We start from the raw sequence: 24,253 nt of genomic DNA on the forward strand, positions 1-24,253 counted from the left end.
GACCACGGAACAGTTACTGACGGGTAGACGATTACTTCCAAGTAGCCCGGAGGTTCGCCGGAGTTCACCCGCCGCGTGGGACGGTTCGGCGTGCGCCGTGTGCGGGATGATCCTCATGCGGTACGACGGCAGGGGGCGAGACGGTGAGCCGGCAGCGTGGGAGTACGGTCCGCGGGTGCAGCTCGCCGACTTCCTCGCCGGAAGCGCGCGCAAGATCGCCTCCGACGAGCTGAACGGGCGCGGCGACCCGGCGCTGACCGCCCTGTTGCGCCCGTACGTGGACGGGGACTCCTTGTGGGGCGACGAACGCAGCGGTGCCTCGCTGCGTCGCCCGTAGCACCCCGGCAGGCACCGGGCTGCTGCCCGGGAAATCGCTTCCGCCGACGGTGTGACTTCCGCGACGTGTCGGTGAACGCCCGGACACGCGCGCACGTATGGAGTGAGGGCGCTCGACGACCGCAGTGCCCCACGGTGACGACGCCGTGCTGTTCGGGTTCGGGAGCCATGGATGAGGCATGCACGACGACGGATCGTCCGGCGGGGGGCACGCATCGCGGCCGCCGGCGGACTGCTCCTGGGCGGTCTGATGGTCACCCAGGCCCTGGCGAGTGAACCGTCCGGCGCGCAGACCCCCTACAGCACCGGCACGTCCGCCATGACCGCCTCGCAGACGGGCTCTCAACTGGTGTCCCGGCTCGGCACCTCGCGGACGGCGGGCAGCTGGGTCGCCGACGACGGAAAGCCCGTGGTCGCCGTGACCGACAGAACCGCGGCGGACGCGGTGACGGCCGCCGGAGCCCGGGCCAGGATGGTGCGGCACAGTATGGACCAGCTCAAGTCGGCCACGAAGGAGCTGGGTTCCGCCCCCAGGGTGGCGGGCACCGCCTGGTCCGTGGACTACCGGACCAACCAGGTCGTGGTGCAGGCCGATCGCACGGTCTCCGCCTCCGACTGGTCGCGGATGACGAAACTCGCCCACGGCATCGGGGACTTCGTGCGGATGGAGCGCACCCAGGGGCGGTTCACCACCCGGGTGAACGGCGCCCTGCCGATCTTCTCGACCAGCGGTCGCTGTTCCGCGGGCTTCAACGTGACCAACGGACAGAGCGAGTTCATCCTGACCGCGGGTCACTGCGGGCCGGGGGGCACGCTGTGGTTCTCCGACAACACGGGCCGGACGCAGCTGGGCCGGACCGTCAGCTCCCAGTTCCCCGGCGACGGCGACTTCTCCCTCATCCGGTACGAGAACGGGCAGGCGACGCCCGGGGTGAACTTCGTGGCCATCGGGGGCGGGCGCGGGGTGCGGATCACGGCCGCCGGCGACCCGGTGGTGGGTGAGAAGGTCTTCCGCAGCGGCAGCACCAGCGGTCTGCACGACGGCGAGGTCACCGCGCTGAACGCTACGGTCAACTATCCGGAGGGCTCGGTCACCGGTCTCATCCAGACCACGGTGTGCGCCGAACCGGGCGACAGCGGCGGCCCGTTGTTCTCCGAGGGTATTGCGCTCGGGGTGACCTCGGGCGGCAGCGGGGACTGCCAGGCGGGCGGTACGACCTTCTTCCAGCCGGTGACGAAGGCGATGGCCGCACTCGGGGTCCAGCTGACGGGGCAGGGACAGGCGTCGAACGGTGCGGGCGCCGGCACCTCCACCGCTCCCGCACCCTCCGTCCCGGCGCCACAGGGTGCGGCGATCGCGCCCGGGTCGGCGGCTCCGGGCGCCGCGGCTCCGGGCGCGGTCCAGGAGGTGGGCACCACCGGGACGGCGGACGGGTTCCTGTCGCGGCTCACCGACCCACGGAACGTCGGGCCGGGTCTCCTGGTCATCGCGGGCAGTCTGATCGCCCTGGTGGCCACCCGCTACATCCGGTCGGAACAGGAACGGAACGCCTATCGCCGGGCGTATTCGGGGACCTGGGGCTGACCGGTCCGCGGGGCGCGATCCCCTCGGAGGCGCTGCGGGGACCGGGGGTGCCCGAAGGATCGCACCTGCGAGGGGTGTGCCGAGCCGGACTTGGTCGGCGGGAGGCACGATTCAGGAGGTGGCCGGGCAGGCGGTCACGCCGCCTTCGTCGGGCGCGGGGAGGAGGCCGCCGCCCATTCCAGGACGAGTCGCTGGTACTCCCGCCGCTCCTCGAGGCTCAGGATTCCGCCGCTGCGGAACCACAGTGCCCGGATCTCCTCGTTGACCTCGTCGGCGGACCGCTCCGCCACGGGTTCAGGAGTGGTGGACATGCTGTGAAGCATACGAGCCCCGGCGTGAAGGTGATGTGAGCAATCGGGCGCCTTCCGACATTCCGGACCGTGAAGCTGATCACGTCCGGTCGCACGAAAACGTGACGAACACGTCATCCGTCCACGGCGCCCAGCACCAGCTCCTGGACGGCCGGCACCGCCGCTCCGCGCGGCCAGTCGGGAAGTAGGGAAGTCGGAGACCTCGGTCTCCGCGGCAGCCGCGACCGCTCGTGCGCCGGCACCGACGACTTCGTGACCGCGGTCAACACCCGGACCCTGCCGTCCGTGCACGCCTGGGTCGCGGCCCGCTCCACCCTGCCCGGGACCATCGCGCACAAGTCCGCGCTGAGGACGGTGCGCGCTGGGAGATCCCGGACTTGGGGGACGCCCCGGCGGTGTGACGTTCCGGCCCCCTCGAGCCGGGTGCCCGACTCAGGTGCCCGGCTTGCGGCCGTAGACGAAGACGTCGTCGCCGACCTTCAGCAGCGACCAGTACTTCTTGGCGTCGGCCGTGGTCATGTTGACGCAGCCGTGGGAGCCCGGCGGGTTCCACATGCTGAGGCCGACCGAGTGGAAGGCCTGGCCGCCGTCGAAGAACTGGCTGTAGGGCATGGGGACGTTGTAGACCGTGGAGACGTGGTGCAGGTCACGCCAGTAGACCTTCTTGAGACCGGTCCGGGTCGCGTACCCCTTGCGTCCCGTGCGCACCGGCACCGGCCCGTAGACCAGACGGCTGCCGTCCTGGATCCAGCTGAGCTGGAGAGAGAGGTTGACGCAGGCGATGCGTCCCCTGTTGACAGGGCACTTGCCGTCCCTGCCGGGGTTGTTCCCGACGGCCCTCTGCTTGTTCATCAGCTCCATCACCCCCCAGGTGACGGGCCCCGCGTAGCCGACGGCGGGTGTGATGCCGTGCTTGTTCTGGAAGGCCTGGACGGCCTTGCAGTCGGCGGGCGACTGCCTGCCGTCGACCGGGCGGCCGAGGAACTTCTCCACCTGCTTCTGGTACGGCCCGGTCCGCGTCGTGCAACTCGCGGCGTCCGCGGGAGAGGCGGTGAGCGCGAGGGTGAGCGGCGCCACCAGTGCCGTGATCCCGAGCGCGACGGCCCCTCGCCTGCGTATGTCCCCCATGCCGGGCCCCTGCCTTCCCTGTGTTCTGCGTCCGGTCTGCGGTCTGTCGTGTTCTGTGGTCCTTTGCACGCTAGACCGGCAGGGGGCCCAGGCGGTTGTGGTAATGCTCACACTGTGACAAGACGGTGAAGTATCCGAAGTATCAGGGGCACAGTGTCCACGCCCGGTGGCGCATGCCCCGGCCGCCGCTCACAGGTCGGTCGCCGGGATGCGGACCACGACACGGGCTCCGGGGGCGTTGTCCTCGATGGCGATGCGGCCGTGGTGCGCGGCGACGACGTCGTGGACGATCGCGAGGCCGAGGCCGCTTCCCCCGGTGTCCCGGGCGCGGGCCCCGTCCAGGCGGGTGAAGCGCTCGAAGACGCGGCGGCGGTCGGCCTCCGGGATGCCGGGGCCGTCGTCGGCGACCATCAGCTGCGCGGTGCGGTCCCGGACACCCAGGCTGACCTCGATCCGCCGGACGGCGTACCGGATGGCGTTGTCCAACAGGTTGCGCACGACGCGGGCCAGAGCGTCCCCGTCGCCGTACACCCGGGCCGCACCGACGGCGGTCTGGTCGATGACGAGGCAGGTGTGCCGGCGCGCGTGGCGGACCTCGTGGAAGACGATCTCGTCCAGGTCCACGGGGCCCATGCGCAGCCGGGGCCGGGCGTCTTGGCGGGCCAGCCGCACCAGGTCGTCGACGAGCCGGGACAGCCGCTCGCTCTCCTCGACGAGAGCGGGCCCGCGGGTGGCCCAGTCGGCCGTGGCGGGGTGCCGGACGGCCACCTCCAGCTGGGTGTGCAGGCTGCTCAGCGGGGAGCGCAGCTCGTGCGCGGCGTCCGCGATGAACTGGCGCTGCCGTTGGGTGGCGACGTCCAGCCGGGCCAGCAGGTCGTTGAGGGTCCGCGCGAGCCGGCCCAGGGCGTCGTCGGCCGGGGGCACGTCGAGGCGGCGGCCCAGGTCGCAGGCGGTGATCTCGGCGGTCTGGGCGCGCAGGGCCTCCACGGGGCGCAGCGCCCGGCCGGTGAGCAGCCAGCAGACGCCGGTGAGCAGGGCGACGGCCGGCGGTACGGCGATGGCGAGGCCCACGGTGAGCTGGGCCAGGTTGTGGTCGACGGCCGCGGTGGGCACCGCGACGTACACGGTCATCGGTTCGCCGTTCCCGGCCTCGAGGGCGACCGTCCGCCAGGTCCCGTCTCCGCTCAGGGGCAGTCCGTGCACCGTGTGGGCCGTGCCGGACGAGGACGGGCGGAAGGCGAACAACGCGGGCCGGCCCTCGAGGTTCGCGGAACTGGAGCGCACCACGTGCCGGGCGTCGACGACCTGGACGGCGGTGTCACCGCTGCCGGAGGGCGGCAGCACGCGGGCGAGACTGTCCGTGTCGACGCTCGCCGCGATGACCTCGGCCCGCTGGAGCGCGGCCTGGTCGAGACCGGTGATGAGGCTCATGCGCAGCCAGACGACCAGCAGACAGGCCGCGCCCACCAGGGCGGCCGCGATCACGAGGGCGGCCGCTGCGGTCAGTCTGAGGCGCAGGGAGCACCGGGCCCACCATGTGGGGGCGGGGACGCGCACGGTCATCTCCCGGCGGCGTCGAGCCGGTAGCCGGCCCCCCGCACCGTCTCGATGGTCCGGCGGCCGAAGGGGACGTCGATCTTGCGCCGCAGATAGCCGATGTAGACCTCGACGATGTTGGTGTCGCCGTCGAAGTTCTCCTCCCAGACGTGGTCGAGGATGTCCGTCTTGCTGATCACCTCGTCGGGATGCCGGAGCAGGAACTCCAGCAGCGTGAACTCGCGTGCGGTCAGGGTGATCTCCCGGCCGGCACGGCGGCAGCGGCGCCGTGCGGGGTCCAGGGCGAGGTCGCCCGCCGCGAGCACGGCGGGCCGGGCCGGCGCCCCGCGCCGCAGCAGGGCCCGCAGTCGGGCGACGAGGACCACGTACGAGAACGGTTTGCTGAGGTAGTCGTCGGCACCGAGGTCGAGGGCGTCCGCCTCGTCGTACTCACCGTCCTTCGCGGTCAGGACCAGCACGGGCGTCCACACGCCGGCGGCCCGCAGCCGCTTGAGCACCTCGTACCCGGAGATGCCCGGCAGCATCAGGTCCAGCAGGATCACGTCGTAGGGCTCGTGCACGGCCCGCCACAGGCCGTCGACGCCCTCATGGACGGCACGGGTGACGAAGCCCTCCGCGGCGAGCCCCTGAGCGATCGCCGCGGCGAGTCCCCGTTCGTCCTCGATCACCAGCACGCGCATGCCCGACCTCTCCTCCACCCTACGAAGGCGCGGTCACGGCCGCGCGTCGACTGCTCTCAGCCTCCTCTCAGGGAGCTTGCCCCAATCTGGAACGGAACGGGACAATTCGGGCCTCCATGCCCGTGACCAAGGAGGACACGATGACGAGCGTCCGACGCAGGGTTGCACTGGTCGCCGGCACGATGCTGCTGGCCGGCGCGGCGAGCAGCGGGGTCGCGATGGCGAGCACGCCGACGGTGGCCCCCACGACGACCCACCCCTCCGTCCAGACCAACCACCATGGCTGCGACGACTGGGGCTGGTGGGGTGACTGCGACCACGGCGGGTACGACCACGGCGGCTACGACCACGACCACGGCGGCTACGACCACGGCGGGTACGACCACGGTGGCTACGACCACGGGGAGTACTGACCGCTCCTGACCATCGCACCGAGTGCCGGTTCGCGCCCCGCCGGGCGGACCGGCACCGGCGTTCCCGCCGGGGGGTCAGCGTTCCAGGAGGTCGAAGAGTTCCTCCCACCGGCGGGTGATCACGTCCGGGGCGAAACGCCGGACGTTCCGCCGCGCCTCTTCCCCCATCGCGTCGCGCAGCCCCTGATCGGACATCAACCGCACGAGGTGGCGGGCCAGCTCCGAGGTGTTGCCGTGGCGGGCCAGCAGCCCGTCCTCGCCGTCGTGGACGATCTCCCGCACGCCGGGTGAGCAGTCGAACGCCACGCACGGCACCCCGCAAGCCATCGCTTCCAGCAGCGCCAGGGGAAAGCCCTCCCTGCGGGAGGACTGCACACACACCGAGGACCGTCGCAGCGCCTGGGCCACGTCGTCGGTCTGCCCCGCCCATTCCACCGAGTCGTCCAGACCCAGCTCCGCGCACTGCTGCCGCAACTCGGTCTCCTTCTCGCCCGCGCCATGGATCCGCAGGGTCCAGCCGGGCTGCCTGGGCGCGGCCTCGGCCCACATGTCCAGCAGCAGGTCGACACCCTTGTCATGACTGAGCCGACCGATGCAGACCACCGCCTTCTCCGTGCGCGGTGACGGGGTGCCGGGTGTCAGCGGCAGCGGATTGGGCATGAAGCCGACGTTGTTCAGGCCCTCGCCCACCCACAGGTCGGCGTCCTCCCGGGTGAGGACCAGCAGCCGGTCCACGTTCCTGTAGTGCGTCAGCACCCGCTCGAAACGCGAGGAGGAGCGGGAGGCCTCGAAGGACTCGTGGCTTATGCCGATCACCGGATGCCCGGCGGTGTCCGCGAGCGCCACCCACTCCATCGCCCAGACCTGGGTCACGATGACCACGGCGCCGGGCCGGGCGGCGCGGAAGAAGCGGGACAGCCGCTCCGCGGCGGCGCGCCGGTCCGCCTCCCACCGCCGGACCGCGGGGTCGAACAGGCCCGGCAGCGGGCGTGCCCGGCGACGGGCCGGGGGACGCCTCTCGTACAGGGTGTGCGTCTCGAAGGGCGGGTCGTCGCCGAGGGTCATCGGCACCTGAGGCGGGGAGACGCCGATGATCGTCACCCGGTGGCCGCGCTCCGCGAACAGCCGGGCCATCTGGGTCTGCCAGCGGCCGACTCCCCCCAGTTCGTTGACCTCGTTGGCGACGAAGAAGATCTGACGGGCTGTCATCGGCCCTCTCCCCCAGGTGCGAAGAAACGGTCCACGACGCGGGCCGCGGCGTCCCCGCGGTCGTACTCGCCGTACTTGTCCACGAACTCCTTCAGCCGTGCCGCGTACCGCGTGGTCAGGGCGGGCAGGTCGGACAGCGCCGAGAAGAGCGCGTCCTCGGTGCGCACGACCGGGCCCGGGGCCTGTTCGAACAGGTCGAAGTAGGTGCCGCGCACGTCCTGGGAGTACTCCTCCCAGTCGTGTGCGAGGAAGAGGAGCGGCCGGTGCAGCAGGGCGTAGTCGAACATGATGGAGGAGTAGTCGGTGACCAGGGCGTGGGCGAGGAGCAGCAGCGGGGTGATGTCCGGCTCCCGCGTCACGTCGATCACCCGGCCGGCCACCGACGGAGGCAGGGTGACCCGGTTCAGGTAGTGAGCGCGGACCAGGAGCGTGTACCGGTCGCCGAAGCGGTCGGCGAAGCGCTCCAGGTCGAAGGGCGGTTGAAAGTCGCGTACGCCTCCGTCGGGGCGGGCGCGGAACGTGGGCGCGTACAGCACCACGCGGCTGTCCGGAGGGATGCCGAGGCGCTCGGCGAGCCGGCGCACCGCCTGCTCGGCCGACTGCGGGTCGCGGGCCGCCCGGACGAGGGCGTCGTTGCGCGGGTAGCCGGTACGCAGCAGTTTCCCCTCGGGAATGCGGTAGGCGCGGGCGAGGGTGCGCACGTCGTGCTCGGTGCGCACCAGGAAGTGGTCGAAGCGGTCCAGTGCCTGCTGGAAGGCGCGCTGTTCGGGTTCGGACATCACCCGGTGGGAGGGCTCGTCGAAGCCCATCCGCTTCAGGGCGGAGCCGTGCCAGGTCTGGATGTAGGTGGTCTCCGGACGTTTGCGGAGCATGAGCGGGAAGCCCTGGTTGTCGATCCAGAACTCGGCCTGGGCGAGCGCCCTGATGTACCGCCAGGACCAGCGGCGGACGAGTTCGGCGTCCTCCGGGAACCCTTCGGGCCCCTCGCCCTCGTAGGACCAGATCGCGGTGACGGGCACCCGGCGGCGCCGCAGCTCCTCGTGGATGGCACGTGGGCTGTCGCTGTACTGCTTGCCGAGGTGGCTCTCGAAGACGACCGTGCCCTTGCGGACCGGCAGGAGCCGCAGCATGCGGTGGTAGGCCTGCGCCTTGCGCGAACGGGAGGCCAGGTCCCTGCGCACGGCCCGCACGGCGATGTAGGTGCCCTTGACGGCCCGGGCCGCGGAGCCGTGCAGGTGGCGGTCCACGAGCGCGCGGCCGCGCCGTGCGGCCGGGCCGTGCTGGGTGAGCCGGAAGGCCAGGTGGCCCTTGGCGGAGACCTGCGGTTCGAGCCGGTCGGCGACGAACCGGCCGAGCCTGGGGCGTACGGGCACGGGCGCGGAGTTCTCCAGGTCGACGTTCCCGGCGGTGATGCGGGTCGTGGTGCGCCTGCCGTCCGCTGTCAGGTGCAGCCGGACGTCCCACACCTCGTCGACGACGCCGACCGGCCGGAAGCGTGCGGTCAGGGGGACGGCGGCGCGCCAGGTGAGGGTGTCGCCGGCGTGACGTACCGCCGTCACGGGGAAGCGGAAGGTCTGCACGCTGCGGCGACGGGCCCGGAACTCCAGCTCGGCGGTGAGGCGGGCGTGAGGGGGGACGGTGCGCAGGGGGTTGACCACGGCGCCCTCGAGCACCACCAGGTCGCCGTGCACGGCGTATCCGGTGAGCGCGTTGCGCAGGAGCATCCCGTCCAGCTCTCTGCCGTGGTGGCCGAGGGCGGTGACATCCATGATGTCGCGTGCCCTCGGGTCGTCGAGGTACCGGTCGCACCAGTAGATACGGCCGTCGCGCTCGACGAGCGGCGTGGAGATCTTGGAGCGGTTGATCAGCGTGTCGACGGCCGGCATCAGGGTGTCCCAGTCCTCCCGCACCAGCAGGTAGGCGCAGATGGCGTGCACCCGGTCGAGCTCGGCGTACGCCGCCTCGGGGAAGTCCTGGATGTAGCCGCGCGCCAGCCGGGCGAACCGGTGGCGGTAGCCGTCGTCGAGGAACGGCAGGTCGCGGAGGTAGAGCGCGAGGTCGTGCTTGAGGAACTTGGCGTCCTTGCGCAGTTTGAGCTCGTCCAGGCCGTGCCGCTGCAGAACCTCGTCGATGCGGCGGTGGATCGCGAGCCGGTCGGCGAAGTTGTTGATCTCGTGCCGCCGGTTGCTGATCGACTTGGCCGTGGCCTTCTCGACGACATGCCAGAAGTAGACGGTGTGGGGGATCACGGTGATGCGTCCGGCGGCGAGGTAGGCCTGGGCGGAGAAGAGCAGGTCCTCGTAGTGGACGCCGCGCAAGAAGGCGAGCCCGTTCTCCAGGAGGAACGCGCGCCGGTAGCACTTGTTCGTCGACAGGGTGTCGAAGACGAAGAGGTCCGGCAGTTCGGCGATGGACTCGACGGTGCGCGTGGACCGGTAGAGCCACGGGTACCAGGGGATCCGCTTGTCGTGTCTGCTGTCGGTGTACACCCGCACACACAGCCCCGAGACCAGGTCGGCGCCGGTGCGGTCGGCCGCTTCCAGCAGGTTGCGGCATGCGTTGCTCTCGAGGGCGTCGTCGCTGTCCAGGAACATCACATAGCGGCCGCGGGCCACGGCCAGGCCCTGGTTGCGGGGCTCGCCGCAGCCTCCGCTGTTCTCGGCCAGCCGGACCACGCGCACCCGGCCGGGGTGGGCGGCGGCGAGGGAGCGTGCCACGTCGTACGACCCGTCGGTCGAACAGTCGTCGGCGATGACGACTTCCACGTTGCGCAACGTCTGACCGAGCGCGGAACGCACGGCTGCCGGCAGGCGCGGGGCGTCGTTGTAGACGATGACGACGACGCTGATGTCCGGTTCCGCCCCGTCCGACTCATGGGCATCCATCGGCACGGCACCTCTCGTCTCGGATCGACGACTCTCCGGGCGGCGGCCCCGTCACCGCAGGGGTTCGGCGGTGTCCGCGAAGGCGTCCCGCGGACGGGGGTGCGCCGGGTTTCCGCCCCCGGCCACCGCAGCCCTGCGGGCCACTGCGGGGGGCGGCGCCCTGCCGCTCCTCCCCGCGACGGGACGGCCCGGCAGGGCTCTGGTCCGTGATCTGCTCGGCGTCAGCAGGCCGGGTAGTCCGGTATCCACTGCGTCTTCTCGACCGCCTCGCGCACCTCCGCCTCGGTCGCCTTCGGGGCCACCCCCTCCTCGACGGCGGCGATCGCGGCGGCCACCGCGATCTCCCGGGCCGCCTCCCGCATGCCGCCGAGCGGCGGCAGCAGCGGGGCCGGACCCTGAACTCCGCCGGCCGCCTCCGCGGCCCGCCGGGCGACGGCGCGTGCGGCGGCGACCAGCATCCGGTCGGTGACCCGGGTGGCGCCGACGGCGGCCACCGCGAGCCCCATCGCGGGGAAGACGTACACGTTGTTGGCCTGCGCCACCGGAACCTCGTGGCCGTCCACCTCCAGCGGCGGGAACGGCGAGCCGGTCGCGATCAGCGCCCTGCCGTCCGTCCAGCGGGCGAGGTCGGCGGGCTCGGCCTCGGCGTGCGAGGTCGGGTTGGACAGCGGGAAGATCACCGGTCGTTCGCAGGTGGACGCCATCTGCCGCACGATCTCCTCGGTGAACGCGCCGTGCGCCGTCGACAGCCCGATGAGCACCGTCGGCTCGATACGGCGCACCACCTCGGCGAGCCCGGTACCTCCCCAGTCGGCCACCTCGTCGCCGGGGCGCGCGTACACCCGCTGTTCGTCGGTCAGATCGCCGCGCGAGTCCACCAGCAGTCCGTCGACGTCGACGAACCAGAACCGGTCCGCGGCCTCCTTCTCGGAGAGTCCCTCGTCCACGAGGGCGGCGCGCATCATGTCGGCGACGCCCACGGCGGCCGAACCCGCTCCCAGTACGACCAGCCGCTGTTCGGTCAGCGGCGTACCCGCCACCTGGCAGGCCGTAGACAGGGCGCCGAGTGCCACCGCCGCGGTGCCCTGGATGTCGTCGTTGAAGGTCAGCAGCCGGTCGCGGTAGCGGGTGAGGATCGTCCGGGCGTGGACGGTGGCGAAGTCCTCCCACTGCAGCAGCGCGTTCGGCAGCTCCGCCTCCACCGCCGAGACGAACGCCTCGATCATCTCGTCGTACTGTGAGCCGGTGAGCCGGTGCTCCCGCCGGCCCAGATAGCGCGGGTCGGACAGCAGTTGCTCGTTGTCGGTGCCGACGTCGAGCAGGATCGGCAGGGTGCGCGCCGGGTGGATGCCGCCGATGGCGGTGTAGAGGCTCAGCTTGCCGATCGGGATGCCCATGCCCCCGACGCCCTGGTCTCCGAGACCGAGGATGCGCTGGCCGTCGGTGACGACGATGACGTCGACGGCGCCCTTGTGCGGGCGGTTGCGCAGGATCTCCCGGAACCGGTCACGGTCCTCCCAGGACAGGAACAGGCCGCGGGGCCGCCGGTAGATCTCGCTGAAGCGGCGGCAGGCGTCCCCGACGGTCGGGGTGTAGACGATCGGCAGCAGTTCCTCGAGGTGTTCGGTGACCAGACGGTAGAACACCACCTCGTGGGTGTCCTGCAGTTGCCGCAGGTAGATGTGCCGGTTGAGCGGTTTGTCGTACCCGAGGAACGCCTGGTGGGCGCGGGCGACCTGCTCCTGGAGGGTCTCCACGGCGGGCGGCAGCAGTCCGTCCAGACCGAGTTCCGCGCGTTCGTCGCGGGTGAAGGCCGTGCCCTTGTTGAGCAACGGGTCGGCGAGCAGGGCGGTGCCGCGGGCGTTCGTCTGTCCGGTGAGGTGCGTCATCGTACGGTCCAACCTGGAGGGATCGACCATTCTCTTCCCCTTGCCCCGCTTCCGTACCGTCCACCCGGCCGACAGGACGTATTCCTTCACTCCTTCACCGCGGGGAGTACCGGTGGGAGGGTGCGGATTGGTTCGTGTACGTGGCGATCGGCCACAACACCTCCATGGGCCCCGCGAAGCTGACCGGCTCCGCCTCCCCGTCGCCGTGACGCCGCGCGTGACGCGCGTCCCGGGACCGAAGGCTGCGGGCGGGCCGGACGCCTGTGCCCCCTTCCGCAACGGCCCGGTCACCCGCGCGCCATCTCCCCGTCGGGTGCCCGTCCGAAAGGGGCACGCTCTTACCGACGTCCTGTACGTCTCATGCAACACGGCCACGGAATGCCTACTTCTTCGTAGTCGGATCATCCGGTCGCACGTGCCGCGCAGCGGGCCGACGCGACGGTGAGAAGACAGCGGCAGTCCTGGAAGGCCACCTATGCTCAGCGCTCACTCGGAGCAGACCGCAGCGCGCGACGCCACGCCGGCGGCGGGCACGCCGACCGCGCCCACCGCCGGCCGCACACATGACGGAGGGCCGCCTCCCCGCAGCCCGCGGCCGCCACGGCCGCACTACGAGCTTCCGGTGCTCGGGGCCGTGGCGGCGCTCGCGGGGGTTCTGTACACGTGGGGCATCGACCGCAGCGTCTACCACACGTTCTACGCCGCCGCCGTGCGCAGCATGACCGACAACCCGGTGGCGTTCTTCTTCGGTTCGTTCGACCCCGGCAACTCCATCACGCTCGACAAGGAGCCCGGCTTCCTGTGGCCGCAGGCGCTGTCGGCCCTGGTCTTCGGTTTCCGCCCCTGGGCACTGGTGCTGCCCCAGGCGGTCGAGGGCGTGGCCTGCGTTCTCCTGCTGCACCTGCTGGTGCGCCGCTGGGCCGGGGTCCCGGCGGGACTGCTGGCCGCGGCGTTCCTGACGCTCACCCCGGTGGCCGTGGGGCTGGGCCGGTCGATCGTGGAGGACGCGCCGTTCGTCCTGCTGCTGCTCCTGGCCGCCGAGGCCACCTGGCGGGCCGTCACCCGTGCCCGGCTGCGCACCCTGCTGACGTCCGGCGTCTGGGTCGGGGTGGCGTTCCAGTGCAAGATGCTGGAGGCCTGGGCGGTGCTGCCGGCGCTGGCCGTCACCTATCTGGTGGCCGCTCCCACGACCCTGCGGCGCAGGATCGGCCATGTCGCGGCGGCCGGCGCGGTCGCCGTGGCGGTGTCGGCGTCCTGGGTGGCCGTGGCGACCGTCGTCCCCGCTCAGTCACGTCCGTACATAGACGGCACCACGAACAACTCGGCCGTGGGCATGGTCGTCGGCTACAACTTCCTGACCCGGTTCACGTCGCTGGGCGTGGACGCGGCGGACACGGGCAGCGTCGTCACCGGCGAGACGGGCCCGCTCCACGCGGTCGTCAACAGCCCCTCGAGCCACGGCACTTCGGCGGGCGGCGGCACCGGCCGCACCGCACGGGGAGCCCGCCACCGGGGCCCGGGCATGGGCAACAGCGTGCTGAAGATGTTCAGCCCGGGACTGGCCACCCAGACGGGCTGGCTGTACCCGCTGGCCGGGTGCGGGCTGTTGTGGGGGCTCGCCGCCGCGCGGCGCCGCCGTGTCCCGCGCACCGATCCGGTGCTCGCCGGTTATCTGCTGTGGGGCGTGTGGCTGGCCACCTTCTTCGCCGCGTTCAGCTTCGGCAGCGTCACCGGCCACACGTACTACATGGGCGTCGTCGCCGTGGCCCTCGCCGCGCTGAGCGCTGCCGGGCTGGTGCGGGCCTGGGAGGCCCACCGGTCCGGTGGCCGCCGTGCCTGGGTGCTTCCGGCGGTGACCGCCGCGAACGTCCTGTGGGCCGTGGCCCTGACGCTGCACTACCGGCACTTCTTCGGGTGGTCGGCTCCCGCCGCCGCCGGCCTGTGCGTGCTGTCCCTGGTACTCACCGGCGCGGGCCGCGCGGTGGCGGCCCGGCGGCGACGCACAGGCGTGGCGGGACTGGCGGCGGGGCTCGCCGCGGTGCTCCTGATACCGGCCACGTGGTCGGCCTCTGCGCTGTCCCCGCGCTACAACCAGCCGGGCGGCATGGGCAGGGTCGGGCCCGCCAGCCGCCCGGGGGGCGGCGGGCCGAACCGCCTGACGCCGCAGCGCGCACGGCTCCTGGCCTACCTGACGGCGCACAGGGAGGGGGCGAAGTACCTCGCGGCCATGCCGGACTGGGCCGATGCCGCGCCCTACGTCATCGGCGCCGACGCGTCCGTGCTCCCCATGGGCGGCTTCACCGGGCAGGTCCCCTTCCCCGCCCCCGACGGCCTCGGCCGGCTGGTCGGCTCCGGCGAACTGCGCTACGTCGCCCTACGGGCCCCGCACGGCGGAAGGACCCGGTACGACGCGAGCGGGCAGCACCCCGTCACCGCCCCGTCCCCCACCGCAGCCGCGATCACCCGCTGGGTCACCACGCACTGCGCGGCGGTGCCGCCGACGGCGTACGGCGGCACCGGCTCCGTCCCACTCCGGCTCTACCGGTGCGACCCGCGAACCGGCCGCTGAACCGCCCGGCAGCGGCTCGGCTCGCCCCTCGTCGCCGTTACGGGGCGCGGGGCAGGGCCGGTCAGGCGCCGGTGCCCGCCTGGAAGGCGGTCAGGAACACCGACGAGGAGGTGCCCGACACGGGTACCGCGCCGCCGGACCACGTCACCTTCAGGGAGGCCCTCTCGTCGGGCGGGGTGATCAGGACGGCCGCGGGTGTGGCCGTGCGGGCGCCGCTGACCCCCGGGTTGGAGAAGGTCAGTCCGGCCCAGGCGCTCCTGCCCGGCGCCAGCGTGACCTTGGTGTGGCCACCCGGGCTGCGCCTGGGGTCCGGACCCAGTTGCCTGCCGGAGGCGTCCACGAAGGCGGCGCCCGGGTAGCCGTCGATGGTGCAGGTCCGCCCGGAGCGGTTGGTCAGGACCAGGGGGAAGTTCTCCTGCCCGGCTCCGGGGTTGTTCGCCCCGACGGACGCGCGCAGTTCGGACGTATGGCAACGGGTGCTGCTGGTGGTGCCGCCCACGGTGGCCGCCGTGGAGGACGCGCCGTGGGTACCCGATGCCGCGGAAGCCGTGGAGCTGCCGCCCGTGCTCGTCGCGGTGCCGTCGCCGGTCGCCCGGTCGCCGGAGGCGGGTTGTGCCGTGCCGGGCGGCTTCTGCGGAGCGCCGGCGGTGCCGTGGTCGTCTCCGCAGGCGGTGAGCAGGGTGAGGGCGGCGAACGCGCCCAGCGCGGACACCATGCGTCGCGCCGTCAGGAAGGGGACCGTGCCGTCGGGGTCCGGGCCCGCTGTGCCGCGCCGAAAGCTCGCCATGTGCATTGCTCCTTGAAACTCGGGCGGCCCGAGCCGGGCGCGCGCGTCGTCGACGGTGCCGGGATGCTCCGTCCATCCTGTCCGATGCCCGCTCACGCGCAAAAGTTCGCGGCGTCCGGTCGGGGCGTGAGCGGGGAGGAGGTCGTCGGTGATACGGCACTGCCCTGCCCACCGGCCGCGGTCACCAGGTCGGCGGTGTCCTCGGCGGTCCCGGGCCGGTCGTACTCGGAGCGCCGCTCGCGCGTGCTGCGCCCGGTGGCGTGGACGGTGGCCCCGGCCGCGCCGGGTTCCACGGCGCTGCCCCGCCCCGCGCTGTGCGTCGCCCGGACGACGAGTGCGGCCCTGCCCTCGCGTGGTCCCGGCATGTCCGACCTCCGTGTCCGTGGGACCGCCCCGGGTCGACGTTCTCGCGGAAGCCGGACATCTTCTGTCGCTTCTTCGTGCCGAAGGGTGGCCGGGGGCGTCGGCTCAGTGGCCGCGGGCGATCCACTCCTCGAGGTGGGGAGCCTCGTCACCGATGGTCGTCGCCTCGCCGTGCCCCGTGCGGACCACGGTGTCCGGCGGGAGGGTCAGCAGCCGGTCGCGGATCGAGTCGATGATCGTCGGGAAGTGCGAGTAGGAGCGTCCGGTGGCCCCGGGACCGCCCTGGAAGAGGGTGTCACCGGTGAAGACCGTGCTGAGGCCCGCGTCGTAGAGGCACACCGCGCCGGGGGCGTGGCCGGGGGTGTGCAAGACGGTCAGGTCGGTGCCGGCCGTCTCGATGACCTGGCCGTCGGCCAGCCAGTGGTCGGGCAGGCGGTCGGGGTGGGTGAGCTTCCACAGCGGCAGGTCGTCGGGGTGCAGCCAGATCTGCGCGCCGGTCCGTTCGGCGAGGGCGGGGGCGGCGTCGATGTGGTCGTTGTGGGCGTGGGTGCACACGATGGCGGTGAGCCGCCGGTCGCCGACGGCCTCGGCGATCGCGGCGGCGTCGTGGGCGGCGTCGATGACGACGGCCTCCTGGTCGTCGCCGACGATCCACACGTTGTTGTCGACGTCCCAGGTGCCGCCGTCGAGCGAGAAGGTGCCGGAGGTGACGAGGTGGTCGATGCGGGCGGTCATCACAGCATCACCACCGAGCGCAGCACGTCGCCGTGGTGCATCCGTTCGAAGGCCTTCTCGATCTCGTCGAGGGCGATCGTCTCGGTCACGAACTTCTCCAGCGGCAGGCGTCCCTGCAGGTGCAGGTCGATGAGCATCGGGAAGTCACGGCTGGGCAGGCAGTCGCCGTACCAGGACGATTTCAGGGCGCCGCCGCGTCCGAAGACGTCGAGGAGTGGCAGTTCGAGCTTCATCTCGGGGGTGGGGACGCCGACGAGGACGACGGTTCCGGCGAGGTCGCGGGCGTAGAAGGCCTGCTGGTAGGTCTCCGGGCGGCCGACCGCCTCGATGACGACATCGGCGCCGAAGCCGCCGGTCAGCTCGCGGATCGCCGCGACGGGGTCGGTCTCCCCGGAGTTGACGGTGTGGGTCGCGCCCAGTTCCCTGGCGGTGGTGAGCTTGCGGTCGTCGATGTCCACCGCGATGATCTTCGCGGCGCCCGCCAGGAAGGATCCGGCGATCGCCGCGTCACCGACTCCGCCGCAGCCGATGACCGCCACCGAGTCCCCTCGGCCGACGCCCCCGGTGTTGATGGCGGCCCCGATGCCGGCCATCACGCCACAGCCGAGGAGGCCCGCCACGGCCGGGGAGGCGGACGGGTCGACCTTGGTGCACTGTCCGGCCGCGACCAGCGTCTTCTCCGCGAAGGCGCCGATGCCGAGGGCCGGGGAGAGCTCCTGTCCGGTCGAGGCGAGGGTCATCTTCTGCTCGGCGTTGTGGGTGTCGAAGCAGTACCAGGGGCGGCCGCGCAGACACGCCCGGCACTTCCCGCACACCGCCCGCCAGTTGAGCACGACGAAGTCACCGGGGGCGACGTCCGTGACACCGTCGCCGACCGACTCGACGAGGCCGGCGGCCTCGTGACCGAGCAGGAACGGGAAGTCGTCACTGATGCCGCCCTGCTTGTAGTGCAGGTCGGTGTGGCACACCCCGCACGCCTGGATCTTCACCACCGCCTCGCCAGGGCCCGGATCCGGCACGACGATCGTCTCCACCCGCACCGGCTCGTCCTTGCCAGGGGCGATCACGCCGCGTACTTCCTGCGCCATGGTGCTGCTGCCTTCCGTCGGTGGTCCGGGCGCCGTGCGCGCCCGACGGGGGCCACCGCGGCCCCCACACATGATCCTTGCGCGGCGGGCACGTCTTCCGCACGTCTTCCGCGCCACGGAAGCGCGATCGAGTCGTCGGGCGACCACGCGGCGAGAGTCGCCCGCATGCCGCGGACGCCCCCGGCGCGGGTACGGTCGATGGCCTCCTGCCCCGGCTGGTGAGTTCGACGCGCCGGGCGCGTGTGAGCCGAACGGGAAGAGGGCCCGATCAGAAGGGGTAGTGGGCGTGCCGGGTGGCGATGGTGACCCAGCGGGTGTTGGAGAACGCCTCGATGCCCCAGCGTCCGCCGAAGCGGCCGTAGCCGGAGGCCTTGACCCCGCCGAAGGGAGCGTGCGGCTCGTCGGCCACCGACTGGTCGTTGATGTGCACGATGCCGGTGCGCACCCGGCGCGCGACGGCCAGTCCGTGGGTGGCGTTCTCTGTGATGATCCCGCAGGTCAACCCGTTCTCGGTGTCGTTGGCGAGAGCGGCCGCGGTGTCGTCGGCGGTGAACGTCTCCAGCACGCAGACCGGGCCGAACGACTCGGCGTGGTACAGGTCCGCGTCCTTCGGCACACCGGTGAGGACGGTGGCCGGGTGCACCGAGCCGTCGGGCTCTCCTCCGACGAGGACCTTGGCCCCCTTGGCCACGGCGTCCCGCACCAGGGCGGCGACCCGCTGTGCGGCCGACGGGCTGACCAGCGGCCCGATCACGGTCTGCGGATGCGCGGGATCGCCCGCCCGCAGCGAGGCGGCCCCGGCGGTGAACTTGTCCGTGAACTCCTCGGCGAGCGAGGCGTGGACGAGGATCCGGTCGGCGGACATGCAGATCTGCCCGGCGTTCATGAACACGCTGAAGGTGACGGCGTCGACGGCGTAGTCCACGTCGGCGTCGTCCAGCACGATCACGGCGTTCTTGCCGCCCAGCTCCAGGACGGCGGGCTTGAGACGGCGCGCGGCGAGCTCGCCGATGATCCGGCCGACGCCCGTGGAGCCGGTGAAGTTCACCGCCCGCACCCGTTCGTCGCCGATCAGCGTCTCGGCGATCTCTCCCGCGTCCTCGCGGGCGTTGGTGACCACGTTCAGCACGCCGTCCGGCAGCCCGGCCTCGCGCAGCACGTCCGCCACGAGCAGTCCGCAGGCGATCGGCGCGTCCTCGCTGGGTTTGACGACCACCGTGTTGCCCGCGGCGAGCGGCGCCGCCACGGCCCGCACGCCGAGGATGACCGGCGCGTTCCACGGCGCGAACGCCGCCACCACGCCGAGCGGCTCGCGCACCGCGAGCCCGAGCGCGCCCGCCTCCTGAGCGCTGAGCACCTCGCCGCGCGGGGCGGTGATCGCGGCCGCCGCCTCACGCAGGATGTTCGCGGCGAGAACCACGTTGAAGTGGGCCCAGGGCCGGGTGCCGCCCGCCTCGTGGGCCATGATCTCGGCCACCTGGTCGCCGCGCGCGTCCAGTATGTCGGCCCCCTTGAGGAAGATCGCGCGGCGGGCGAAGGGTGCCAGGGCCGCCCAGGCGGGGAAGGCGGCGTCCGCGGCGTCCACGGCGCGCCGGACGTCCTCCGGCCCGGCGGCCGCCACCGTGGCGTACACGTCACCGGTGTACGGGCTGACGTCGACGGTGGTGCGGCCGGAGGCGGCGGGCTGGTCCTTGCCGCCTATGAGCAGTTCGCGGGAGACGGGCACGGCGTCTTCCTTTTGTTCGCGTAGTGAAATCGCATTCACCGATCACCGCGATGCTCCGGCGGACCTCGGGGAAAGTCAAGGCCCCCGGCCGCGGACAGACGGGGGCCCCGCACCGCCGCCGGCTACTGAACGGCCGGGAGCACCCCCGTGACGGGTGCGGCCAGATCAGTGGCCTGGTGGAGCTGATTGAGGTCGCGCAGGTGGTTCAGGCCCGTCAGTTGGCCGGACAGCCGCGGGATCTCGTTCCGCCGGTCCTCGGGGACACCGCTGCGGGACAGTGAGTCGAGCAGGGTGACCGGGTTGAGCCTGCCGGCGTCGGGGCTACCTGCGTTCGCCGCGGTGGCCGTCGGCGCGCCGAGGCCGGCCACGCCCACGGCGAGACCGACCGCGGCGACGATGCGTCGTGTGGGGATCATGCCCTCAGCAACGGCACCTCGCGGAACCCGGTCACGGGCTCCTGGCACCACTCACCCGAGAGGCGCACCGGCGCCCGGCGCGTTTGCCGGTGCCGCGCGCCGGGGGGAGGCTCGGAGCAGAGGCCCTCGAACGGCCCGCCGAGCGTCGGGCGCGGCCTTCCAAGGGCGTCGGAGGAGGTCACCATGGGCACCGCGGCAGGCGGCGGCTTCGACACGGAGGCTCTGCGCCGGGGCATCGAAGGAGACGACACGGTGGCTCTGCTGTCGTTGTACGCGGACGACGCGGAGATACGCGTCGTCGACCGCGACACCCAGCCCAGCCACCCCAAGGTCCTGCACGGCCGGCACCAGATCAGCGAGATGCTCAGCGACGTCTACAGCCGTGACATGACCCACCACCTGGACCAGTGCGTGGTCCAGGGCGATCATGTCGCGTTCACCGAGTCCTGCGAGTACCCGGACGGCATGCGGGTGCTGGCCACCTCGATGGCCTCGCTTCGGAACGGCAAGATCACCGACCAGGTGCTCGTCCAGGTGTGGGACGAATAGGCGGACCACGGCGGGGAGAGCCCGGACCGGCCGGTGGCCCGTGAGCCGCCGGGCGGAGGGATTCCTCCGACGGGCAGCGGTTCGGCCTGTCAGCCGGCTCAGGCGTCCGGCAGCCGGCCCGGCGGGCGCAGGATGGCGAGGAGCTGGCGGGCCAGTTCGTCCACGATCTCCTCCAGGGTCGCGTCCACCCAGCCGGCCCGCCAGTCGTGCAGCAGGCCGTTGACGCTGCCGATGAACGCGGTGGCCGAGAGCCGGTAGTCGCGCGGTGCCGCCTCGCCGCGCGCGGCGGCCCGGGCGGCCTCCGCGCAGATGAAGTCCACCCAGCGGGAGCGGCGTTCGAGCCGCTGCTGCTCAAGGCGTGGGCTGACTCCGATGATCTCGACGAAGGCGATACGGATCCGGCGCGGATCGGAGGTGACGTTCGCCGCGTACGCCCGGAAGACGGCGGCGGCCCGCTCGGCGAGCGGCAGGTCGCGGGCCTCGGCGAGGGCGGTGGCCGCGGCCTGTTCCGCCCAGTCGTTGACCTGGAGGTGCAGCGCGGCCAGCACGTCCTCCAGGGTGTGGAACTCCTCGTAGAACTGCCGCGTCGACAGCCCCGCCGCCTCGCTCAACGCGGCCACCGTGGTGGACCGGTAGCCGGGACGCGCGCCGAACAGCTGGAGCCCGGCCTCCAGGAACCGGCGGCGTCGCTCGGCCTGCCGCTCCTCGGCCGTCCTGCCGCCGTACCGGCCCGTCGGCCGCTTGAGCCTGCCCGCCACCCGCGCCCCCTCCATCGTTCGATGATCCGTTCGCCTCTCGCTCAATTTTGTCGTGCACGGAGTCTTGTGAAGAGGGTCACCCTCTCCTTACTTTCCAGTAAGTCACTGTGAACTCAAGCGTGTTCAGATTCAGCCCCAAGACAGGGACCCCACCATGCCTGTTCTCAGATCCCGGCCTCTCTTCTGCCTCCTCGCCTCGCTGGCTCTGTCCGCCGGCGGCACCGCGACGGCCGCCGCCGCGCAGGACTCCTCCGCCGCCGCGCTGCGCGAGGTGCTGTTCGTGGGCAACAACTGGGAGGGGACCGCCGATGTCATCAAGTCCACGGGGGACTTCGCGAAGGTCGGCCGGATCAACGTCGTCCCGGACAAGGCGCAGCGGCTGGCGGAGATCAACACCGACCCGATCAAGTGGATCGCCTACATGACCGTCCGCAACCAGGTCGGTGAGGGCCACGACCAGTACGTGGACGACATGTACTCCACGCCGGACGGCAGGTCGGTGGTGGTCTCCCGGCCGAGCTTCGCCGACGTGGTGTCGATCGACCTGGCCACCGACAGGATCAACTGGCGTTTCCCCGTGGCCGGTTACCGCGCCGACCACATGGCGGTCTCCCCCGACGGCACGAAGGTCGCGGTCTCCGCCTCGACGGCGAACAAGGTGCAGGTGCTGGACATCGACACGGGCAAGGAACTCGGGGAGTTCGGCACGGGCGACAAGCCGCACGAGAACTTCTTCACAGGCGGCGGCAAGTACATCTGGAACATGTCCATCGGCGAGGTCACCACCTCCCTCGACGACCCGTCGGCGGACTGGACGAAGGGTGACCGCCACCTCACGATCGTGGACGCGACCACCTTCAAGCAGGTCAGGACGATCGACATGCGCAGCCGGCTGGACGCGATCGGCCTGAAGGACTTCTCCGACGCGGTGCGGCCCGCCGCGTTCACCCCCGACTGGTCCAAGCTGTACTTCCAGGTGTCGTTCTTCAACGGCTTCCTGGAGTACGACGTGGCGGCCGACAAGATCACCCGGGTGAAGACGCTGCCGGAGAACCCGGCGACCAACCCGGACCGCACCACATGGCTCCTCGACTCCCGCCACCACGGCATCTCGATGAACCCCGAGGGCACCAAGCTGTGTGTCGCGGGCACGATGGACAACTACGCGACCGTCGTCGACCGGGCCTCCTTCCAGGAGGGCCCGCTGATCCCCGCGTCCACGCCGTACTGGGCGACCGTGAGCGGCGACGGCAAGGACTGCGTCATCTCCGAGGCCGGCGCGGACAAGGTCACCGCGATCGACTTCACCACCGGCCAGAAGGTCACCAGCGTGGACGTCGGCGACCACCCGCAGCGGGTCCGCCTGGGCCACGTTCCCGCGGACTGGACCGGTCCGTCCGCCGGCTGAACTCCTTCGCCGCCCACGCCGAGAGCTCCGTCCGCGCCGCGCCCAGCAGGGACGCGGACGGAGCCGTCGCCCCGTTGGTGACCAGCGCGTAGTGCACGGCGCCCGGGCCGGAGGCGGTCAGCAGGAGCCGTTCGCTGCCGGTGCCACCCGTCTCGTCCGCCACGGCGAGGGGGGTCGACCTGGTGTAGGCGGGCAGGCCCGCCGCGGTGCCGAGGTCGGAGACCACGGTGGTGGACGCGGCCGGGAAGGAGGCCGGCAGATGCAGTTCCGTGGGCGCCGCCGATCCGTTCGAGCGCCACACCAGCAGGCCGTACTGCCCCGAGCCCACCAGTTGCGCCACGCTCGGCAGTGAGCCCGGAACCGGGTTCCAGGTCAGTGTCGTCGAGCCGTCCCGGGAGCGGTCCTCGTAGGTGAAGGCGAGGGCCGTGCCGGCGGTGGCGCTCGGGTAGAGCCGGTCCAGCAGGCGGGCGTCCTGGCGCAGCACCGGGGTACCCGAGTCGTCGAGGGCGACCGCGGAGAGGTCCTCGTCGTTCCAGGCGTCCCCGGAGGTGAGGACCTTGTCGGGGTTGCCGTTCATCAGCTCGTGGTGGCGGCCGTTGTAGAGGTCCCACTGCCACTGCGTACCGGACAGCACCGGGCCGGAGCCGGCCGGGTCCGACCACCAGCTCGCGCCCTTCATCCGGGAGTCGAGCGCCTGGTACATCGCCTTGAGCACGGTCGGCGCCTTGTCGGAGACGGAGCCGGACAGCGGATGGCCGAACTCGCTGACGATCGCGGTGGTGCCCAGCGCACCGGCCCGGTCGCGCACCGTGCCGAAGTCCGTCGCGTACTGCCCGTCACCGGCCTTGCCCCACATGAAGATGCCGGAGATGGCCTTCTGGTCGTAGAAGTGCGTGTTGAAGACGTACCGCGGGCCGATCGTGCCGGCGTCGAGGAGTCCGCCCTCCTGCTTCTGGCTGGAGATGTTGGCGTTCCAGAAGAGGTTCGGCTCCACGAAGGCGGGCTTGTCCTGCCAGCCCGCCGCATCCATCCGCGCGCGGAACCTGGCGTAGAACGGCCAGAGCATGTCCCGTTCCCAGCTGCGGCTGGTCTGCCCGGAGTCGTAGGTACCCGCGTAGGGCTCGTTGAACGGGTCGAAGCCGATGACCGCCCCGAACTCGTCGACGGTCAGGTGCTGCCGGATGTAGGCCATCGTCTTCTGCGCGGTGGCGAGGAAGGCGTCCTGCACCCCGTAGGCGTTGTGCCAGAAGTCGTACGACGCCTTCGTCACCGCCTGGTTCTGGGTGATGTTCTGGCCCCAGAACAGGCAGATCCCGCAGGACTCGGCGGGGTGGTTCCCGGCGGCCACCGCCCACTCGGGGGCGCCGTCACCGGTGTACCAGCTGCCCTGGTTGAAGAGGTGCCGGGAGTAGAGGTCCTGATGGAAGTCGGGGTAGACGCGGATCCCGGCGTCGAGGAACGCGCGCATCTGGTCGGTGACCGCGGCGAGGTAGGCGGTGTCGACCTGGCCGCGCACCGGCTCGGCATGGGCCCAGGAGAGCAGGAAGCGGACCGTGTTGCCGCCGCCGAGCACGCGCAGGGCGGTCGCCGACTTCCGGGCGTCGGCGACGGAGGCGAAGGGCAGTCCGCCGTTCTCCTCCAGCTTGGTCTCGCCGGAGACGTTGTAGCCGCGCAGCACGACCTCGCGGCCGAGGCCGTCGGTGAAGCGGCCGCCCCGGACGGTGAGGGTGGCGGACGCCTGGGGGTCGAACCAGAGGGAGTCGGGGAGGGAGTCGGCGGCCGCGGGCCGGGCACCCGTGACCGCCGCGAGGCCGGTGAGAGCCACGAGAACGCCGCACAGACGCACACGTAACTTTGCCAT

General features: G+C 71.9%; 20 protein-coding genes and 2 pseudogenes. 7 read left to right on the forward strand and 15 right to left on the reverse strand.

Going from position 1 to position 24,253, the window contains the following annotated elements; translation table 11 throughout:
* Nucleotides 1-175 precede the first annotated feature (175 nt).
* A complete protein-coding gene (locus AC5WS8_RS01055; RefSeq protein WP_496101952.1) occupies nt 176-337 on the forward strand; it encodes a hypothetical protein in 162 nt (53 codons plus the stop codon).
* A 171-nt stretch (nt 338-508) separates the two neighbouring features.
* Nucleotides 509-1,921, forward strand: coding sequence for a S1 family peptidase (locus AC5WS8_RS01060; protein WP_496101320.1), 1,413 nt, complete (start codon nt 509-511; stop codon nt 1,919-1,921).
* A 134-nt stretch (nt 1,922-2,055) separates the two neighbouring features.
* Here the strand turns inward: AC5WS8_RS01060 and AC5WS8_RS01065 are convergent, their stop codons facing one another.
* Nucleotides 2,056-2,244, reverse strand: coding sequence for a hypothetical protein (locus AC5WS8_RS01065; RefSeq protein ID WP_496101321.1), 189 nt, complete (start codon nt 2,242-2,244; stop codon nt 2,056-2,058).
* 231 nt (nt 2,245-2,475) lie between these two features.
* On the opposite strand from AC5WS8_RS01065, the pseudogene AC5WS8_RS01070 reads away from it, so the two are divergent.
* Nucleotides 2,476-2,633, forward strand: a pseudogene (locus AC5WS8_RS01070) (gfo/Idh/MocA family oxidoreductase); the annotation flags it as partial.
* A gap of 31 nt (nt 2,634-2,664) precedes the next feature.
* Here the strand turns inward: AC5WS8_RS01070 and AC5WS8_RS01075 are convergent.
* From AC5WS8_RS01075 to AC5WS8_RS01085, 3 genes are all read right to left on the reverse strand, one after another.
* Nucleotides 2,665-3,360: a L,D-transpeptidase family protein gene (locus AC5WS8_RS01075; protein ID WP_496101322.1), complete on the reverse strand. Its 696-nt coding sequence runs from the start codon at nt 3,358-3,360 to the stop codon at nt 2,665-2,667.
* 189 nt (nt 3,361-3,549) lie between these two features.
* Entirely contained in the window at nt 3,550-4,923 is a 1,374-nt protein-coding gene (locus AC5WS8_RS01080; RefSeq protein ID WP_496101323.1) for a HAMP domain-containing sensor histidine kinase, read from the reverse strand.
* Nucleotides 4,920-5,597 carry a response regulator transcription factor gene (locus AC5WS8_RS01085; protein ID WP_496101324.1) on the reverse strand — a complete coding sequence of 226 codons (678 nt, stop codon included), beginning with the start codon at nt 5,595-5,597 and terminating at the stop codon, nt 4,920-4,922. The genes AC5WS8_RS01080 and AC5WS8_RS01085 overlap by 4 nt, the downstream gene beginning before the upstream one ends.
* A gap of 140 nt (nt 5,598-5,737) precedes the next feature.
* On the opposite strand from AC5WS8_RS01085, the gene AC5WS8_RS01090 reads away from it, so the two are divergent.
* Entirely contained in the window at nt 5,738-6,010 is a 273-nt protein-coding gene (locus tag AC5WS8_RS01090) for a hypothetical protein (RefSeq protein ID WP_496101325.1), read from the forward strand.
* 75 nt (nt 6,011-6,085) lie between these two features.
* Here the strand turns inward: AC5WS8_RS01090 and AC5WS8_RS01095 are convergent, their stop codons facing one another.
* The 3 genes from AC5WS8_RS01095 to AC5WS8_RS01105 all read right to left on the reverse strand — a co-directional run bounded on the left by AC5WS8_RS01095 (nt 6,086) and on the right by AC5WS8_RS01105 (nt 11,993).
* Nucleotides 6,086-7,219: a glycosyltransferase family 4 protein gene (locus tag AC5WS8_RS01095; RefSeq protein ID WP_496101326.1), complete on the reverse strand. Its 1,134-nt coding sequence runs from the start codon at nt 7,217-7,219 to the stop codon at nt 6,086-6,088.
* Nucleotides 7,216-10,104, reverse strand: a complete 2,889-nt coding sequence (locus tag AC5WS8_RS01100; RefSeq protein WP_496101327.1) for a bifunctional glycosyltransferase/CDP-glycerol:glycerophosphate glycerophosphotransferase — start codon at nt 10,102-10,104, stop codon at nt 7,216-7,218. Before AC5WS8_RS01100 ends, AC5WS8_RS01095 begins: the two co-directional genes overlap by 4 nt.
* Before the next feature lie 221 nt (nt 10,105-10,325).
* The gene (locus AC5WS8_RS01105) at nt 10,326-11,993 is read right to left on the reverse strand and encodes an NAD-dependent malic enzyme (RefSeq protein WP_496101328.1); all 1,668 of its coding nucleotides are present in this window, start codon (nt 11,991-11,993) and stop codon (nt 10,326-10,328) included.
* A 475-nt stretch (nt 11,994-12,468) separates the two neighbouring features.
* Between AC5WS8_RS01105 and AC5WS8_RS01110 the strand changes: the two genes are divergently transcribed.
* Entirely contained in the window at nt 12,469-14,562 is a 2,094-nt protein-coding gene (locus tag AC5WS8_RS01110) for an ArnT family glycosyltransferase (RefSeq protein ID WP_496101329.1), read from the forward strand.
* Nucleotides 14,563-14,623: 61 nt separating this feature from the next.
* Here the strand turns inward: AC5WS8_RS01110 and AC5WS8_RS01115 are convergent, their stop codons facing one another.
* The 6 genes and pseudogenes from AC5WS8_RS01115 to AC5WS8_RS01140 form a co-directional block, all read right to left on the reverse strand.
* Nucleotides 14,624-15,349: a DUF4232 domain-containing protein gene (locus AC5WS8_RS01115; RefSeq protein ID WP_496101330.1), complete on the reverse strand. Its 726-nt coding sequence runs from the start codon at nt 15,347-15,349 to the stop codon at nt 14,624-14,626.
* A gap of 149 nt (nt 15,350-15,498) precedes the next feature.
* A pseudogene (locus tag AC5WS8_RS01120) lies at nt 15,499-15,714 on the reverse strand (short-chain dehydrogenase); the annotation flags it as partial.
* Nucleotides 15,715-15,817: 103 nt separating this feature from the next.
* On the reverse strand, nt 15,818-16,447 hold the full coding sequence (locus AC5WS8_RS01125) for an MBL fold metallo-hydrolase (protein ID WP_496101331.1): 630 nt from the start codon (nt 16,445-16,447) through the stop codon (nt 15,818-15,820).
* Nucleotides 16,447-17,535, reverse strand: a complete 1,089-nt coding sequence (locus AC5WS8_RS01130; RefSeq protein ID WP_496101332.1) for an S-(hydroxymethyl)mycothiol dehydrogenase — start codon at nt 17,533-17,535, stop codon at nt 16,447-16,449. The genes AC5WS8_RS01125 and AC5WS8_RS01130 overlap by 1 nt, the downstream gene beginning before the upstream one ends.
* A 268-nt stretch (nt 17,536-17,803) precedes the next feature.
* Nucleotides 17,804-19,261, reverse strand: coding sequence for an aldehyde dehydrogenase family protein (locus AC5WS8_RS01135; RefSeq protein WP_496101333.1), 1,458 nt, complete (start codon nt 19,259-19,261; stop codon nt 17,804-17,806).
* Between the two features lie 122 nt (nt 19,262-19,383).
* Nucleotides 19,384-19,677 (reverse strand): hypothetical protein, encoded by a 294-nt coding sequence (locus tag AC5WS8_RS01140; RefSeq protein ID WP_496101334.1) that lies wholly within the window; start codon nt 19,675-19,677, stop codon nt 19,384-19,386.
* Between the two features lie 183 nt (nt 19,678-19,860).
* On the opposite strand from AC5WS8_RS01140, the gene AC5WS8_RS01145 reads away from it, so the two are divergent.
* A complete protein-coding gene (locus tag AC5WS8_RS01145; protein ID WP_496101335.1) occupies nt 19,861-20,226 on the forward strand; it encodes a nuclear transport factor 2 family protein in 366 nt (121 codons plus the stop codon).
* Between the two features lie 98 nt (nt 20,227-20,324).
* Here the strand turns inward: AC5WS8_RS01145 and AC5WS8_RS01150 are convergent, their stop codons facing one another.
* Entirely contained in the window at nt 20,325-20,984 is a 660-nt protein-coding gene (locus AC5WS8_RS01150) for a TetR/AcrR family transcriptional regulator (protein ID WP_496101910.1), read from the reverse strand.
* Between the two features lie 154 nt (nt 20,985-21,138).
* Between AC5WS8_RS01150 and AC5WS8_RS01155 the strand changes: the two genes are divergently transcribed.
* On the forward strand, nt 21,139-22,392 hold the full coding sequence (locus AC5WS8_RS01155) for a YncE family protein (RefSeq protein WP_496101336.1): 1,254 nt from the start codon (nt 21,139-21,141) through the stop codon (nt 22,390-22,392).
* Here AC5WS8_RS01155 and AC5WS8_RS01160 read toward each other — a convergent pair.
* Entirely contained in the window at nt 22,307-24,253 is a 1,947-nt protein-coding gene (locus AC5WS8_RS01160) for a cellulase family glycosylhydrolase (protein WP_496101337.1), read from the reverse strand. The two genes, AC5WS8_RS01155 and AC5WS8_RS01160, sit on opposite strands and share 86 nt — an antisense overlap.

Source organism: Streptomyces sp. PTL18 (assembly GCF_059510295.1).

Coding starts and splice junctions, on each gene's coding strand:
- AC5WS8_RS01075 (WP_496101322.1), bottom strand. CDS start 3,360: ATGGGGGACATACGCAGGCGAGGGGCCGTCGCGCTCGGGATCACGGCA.
- AC5WS8_RS01100 (WP_496101327.1), bottom strand. CDS start 10,104: ATGGATGCCCATGAGTCGGACGGGGCGGAACCGGACATCAGCGTCGTC.
- AC5WS8_RS01065 (WP_496101321.1), bottom strand. CDS start 2,244: ATGCTTCACAGCATGTCCACCACTCCTGAACCCGTGGCGGAGCGGTCC.
- AC5WS8_RS01085 (WP_496101324.1), bottom strand. CDS start 5,597: ATGCGCGTGCTGGTGATCGAGGACGAACGGGGACTCGCCGCGGCGATC.
- AC5WS8_RS01140 (WP_496101334.1), bottom strand. CDS start 19,677: ATGATCCCCACACGACGCATCGTCGCCGCGGTCGGTCTCGCCGTGGGC.
- AC5WS8_RS01060 (WP_496101320.1), top strand. CDS start 509: ATGAGGCATGCACGACGACGGATCGTCCGGCGGGGGGCACGCATCGCG.
- AC5WS8_RS01145 (WP_496101335.1), top strand. CDS start 19,861: ATGGGCACCGCGGCAGGCGGCGGCTTCGACACGGAGGCTCTGCGCCGG.
- AC5WS8_RS01115 (WP_496101330.1), bottom strand. CDS start 15,349: ATGGCGAGCTTTCGGCGCGGCACAGCGGGCCCGGACCCCGACGGCACG.
- AC5WS8_RS01105 (WP_496101328.1), bottom strand. CDS start 11,993: ATGACGCACCTCACCGGACAGACGAACGCCCGCGGCACCGCCCTGCTC.
- AC5WS8_RS01110 (WP_496101329.1), top strand. CDS start 12,469: ATGCTCAGCGCTCACTCGGAGCAGACCGCAGCGCGCGACGCCACGCCG.
- AC5WS8_RS01080 (WP_496101323.1), bottom strand. CDS start 4,923: ATGACCGTGCGCGTCCCCGCCCCCACATGGTGGGCCCGGTGCTCCCTG.
- AC5WS8_RS01125 (WP_496101331.1), bottom strand. CDS start 16,447: ATGACCGCCCGCATCGACCACCTCGTCACCTCCGGCACCTTCTCGCTC.
- AC5WS8_RS01095 (WP_496101326.1), bottom strand. CDS start 7,219: ATGACAGCCCGTCAGATCTTCTTCGTCGCCAACGAGGTCAACGAACTG.
- AC5WS8_RS01160 (WP_496101337.1), bottom strand. CDS start 24,253: ATGGCAAAGTTACGTGTGCGTCTGTGCGGCGTTCTCGTGGCTCTCACC.
- AC5WS8_RS01155 (WP_496101336.1), top strand. CDS start 21,139: ATGCCTGTTCTCAGATCCCGGCCTCTCTTCTGCCTCCTCGCCTCGCTG.
- AC5WS8_RS01130 (WP_496101332.1), bottom strand. CDS start 17,535: ATGGCGCAGGAAGTACGCGGCGTGATCGCCCCTGGCAAGGACGAGCCG.
- AC5WS8_RS01090 (WP_496101325.1), top strand. CDS start 5,738: ATGACGAGCGTCCGACGCAGGGTTGCACTGGTCGCCGGCACGATGCTG.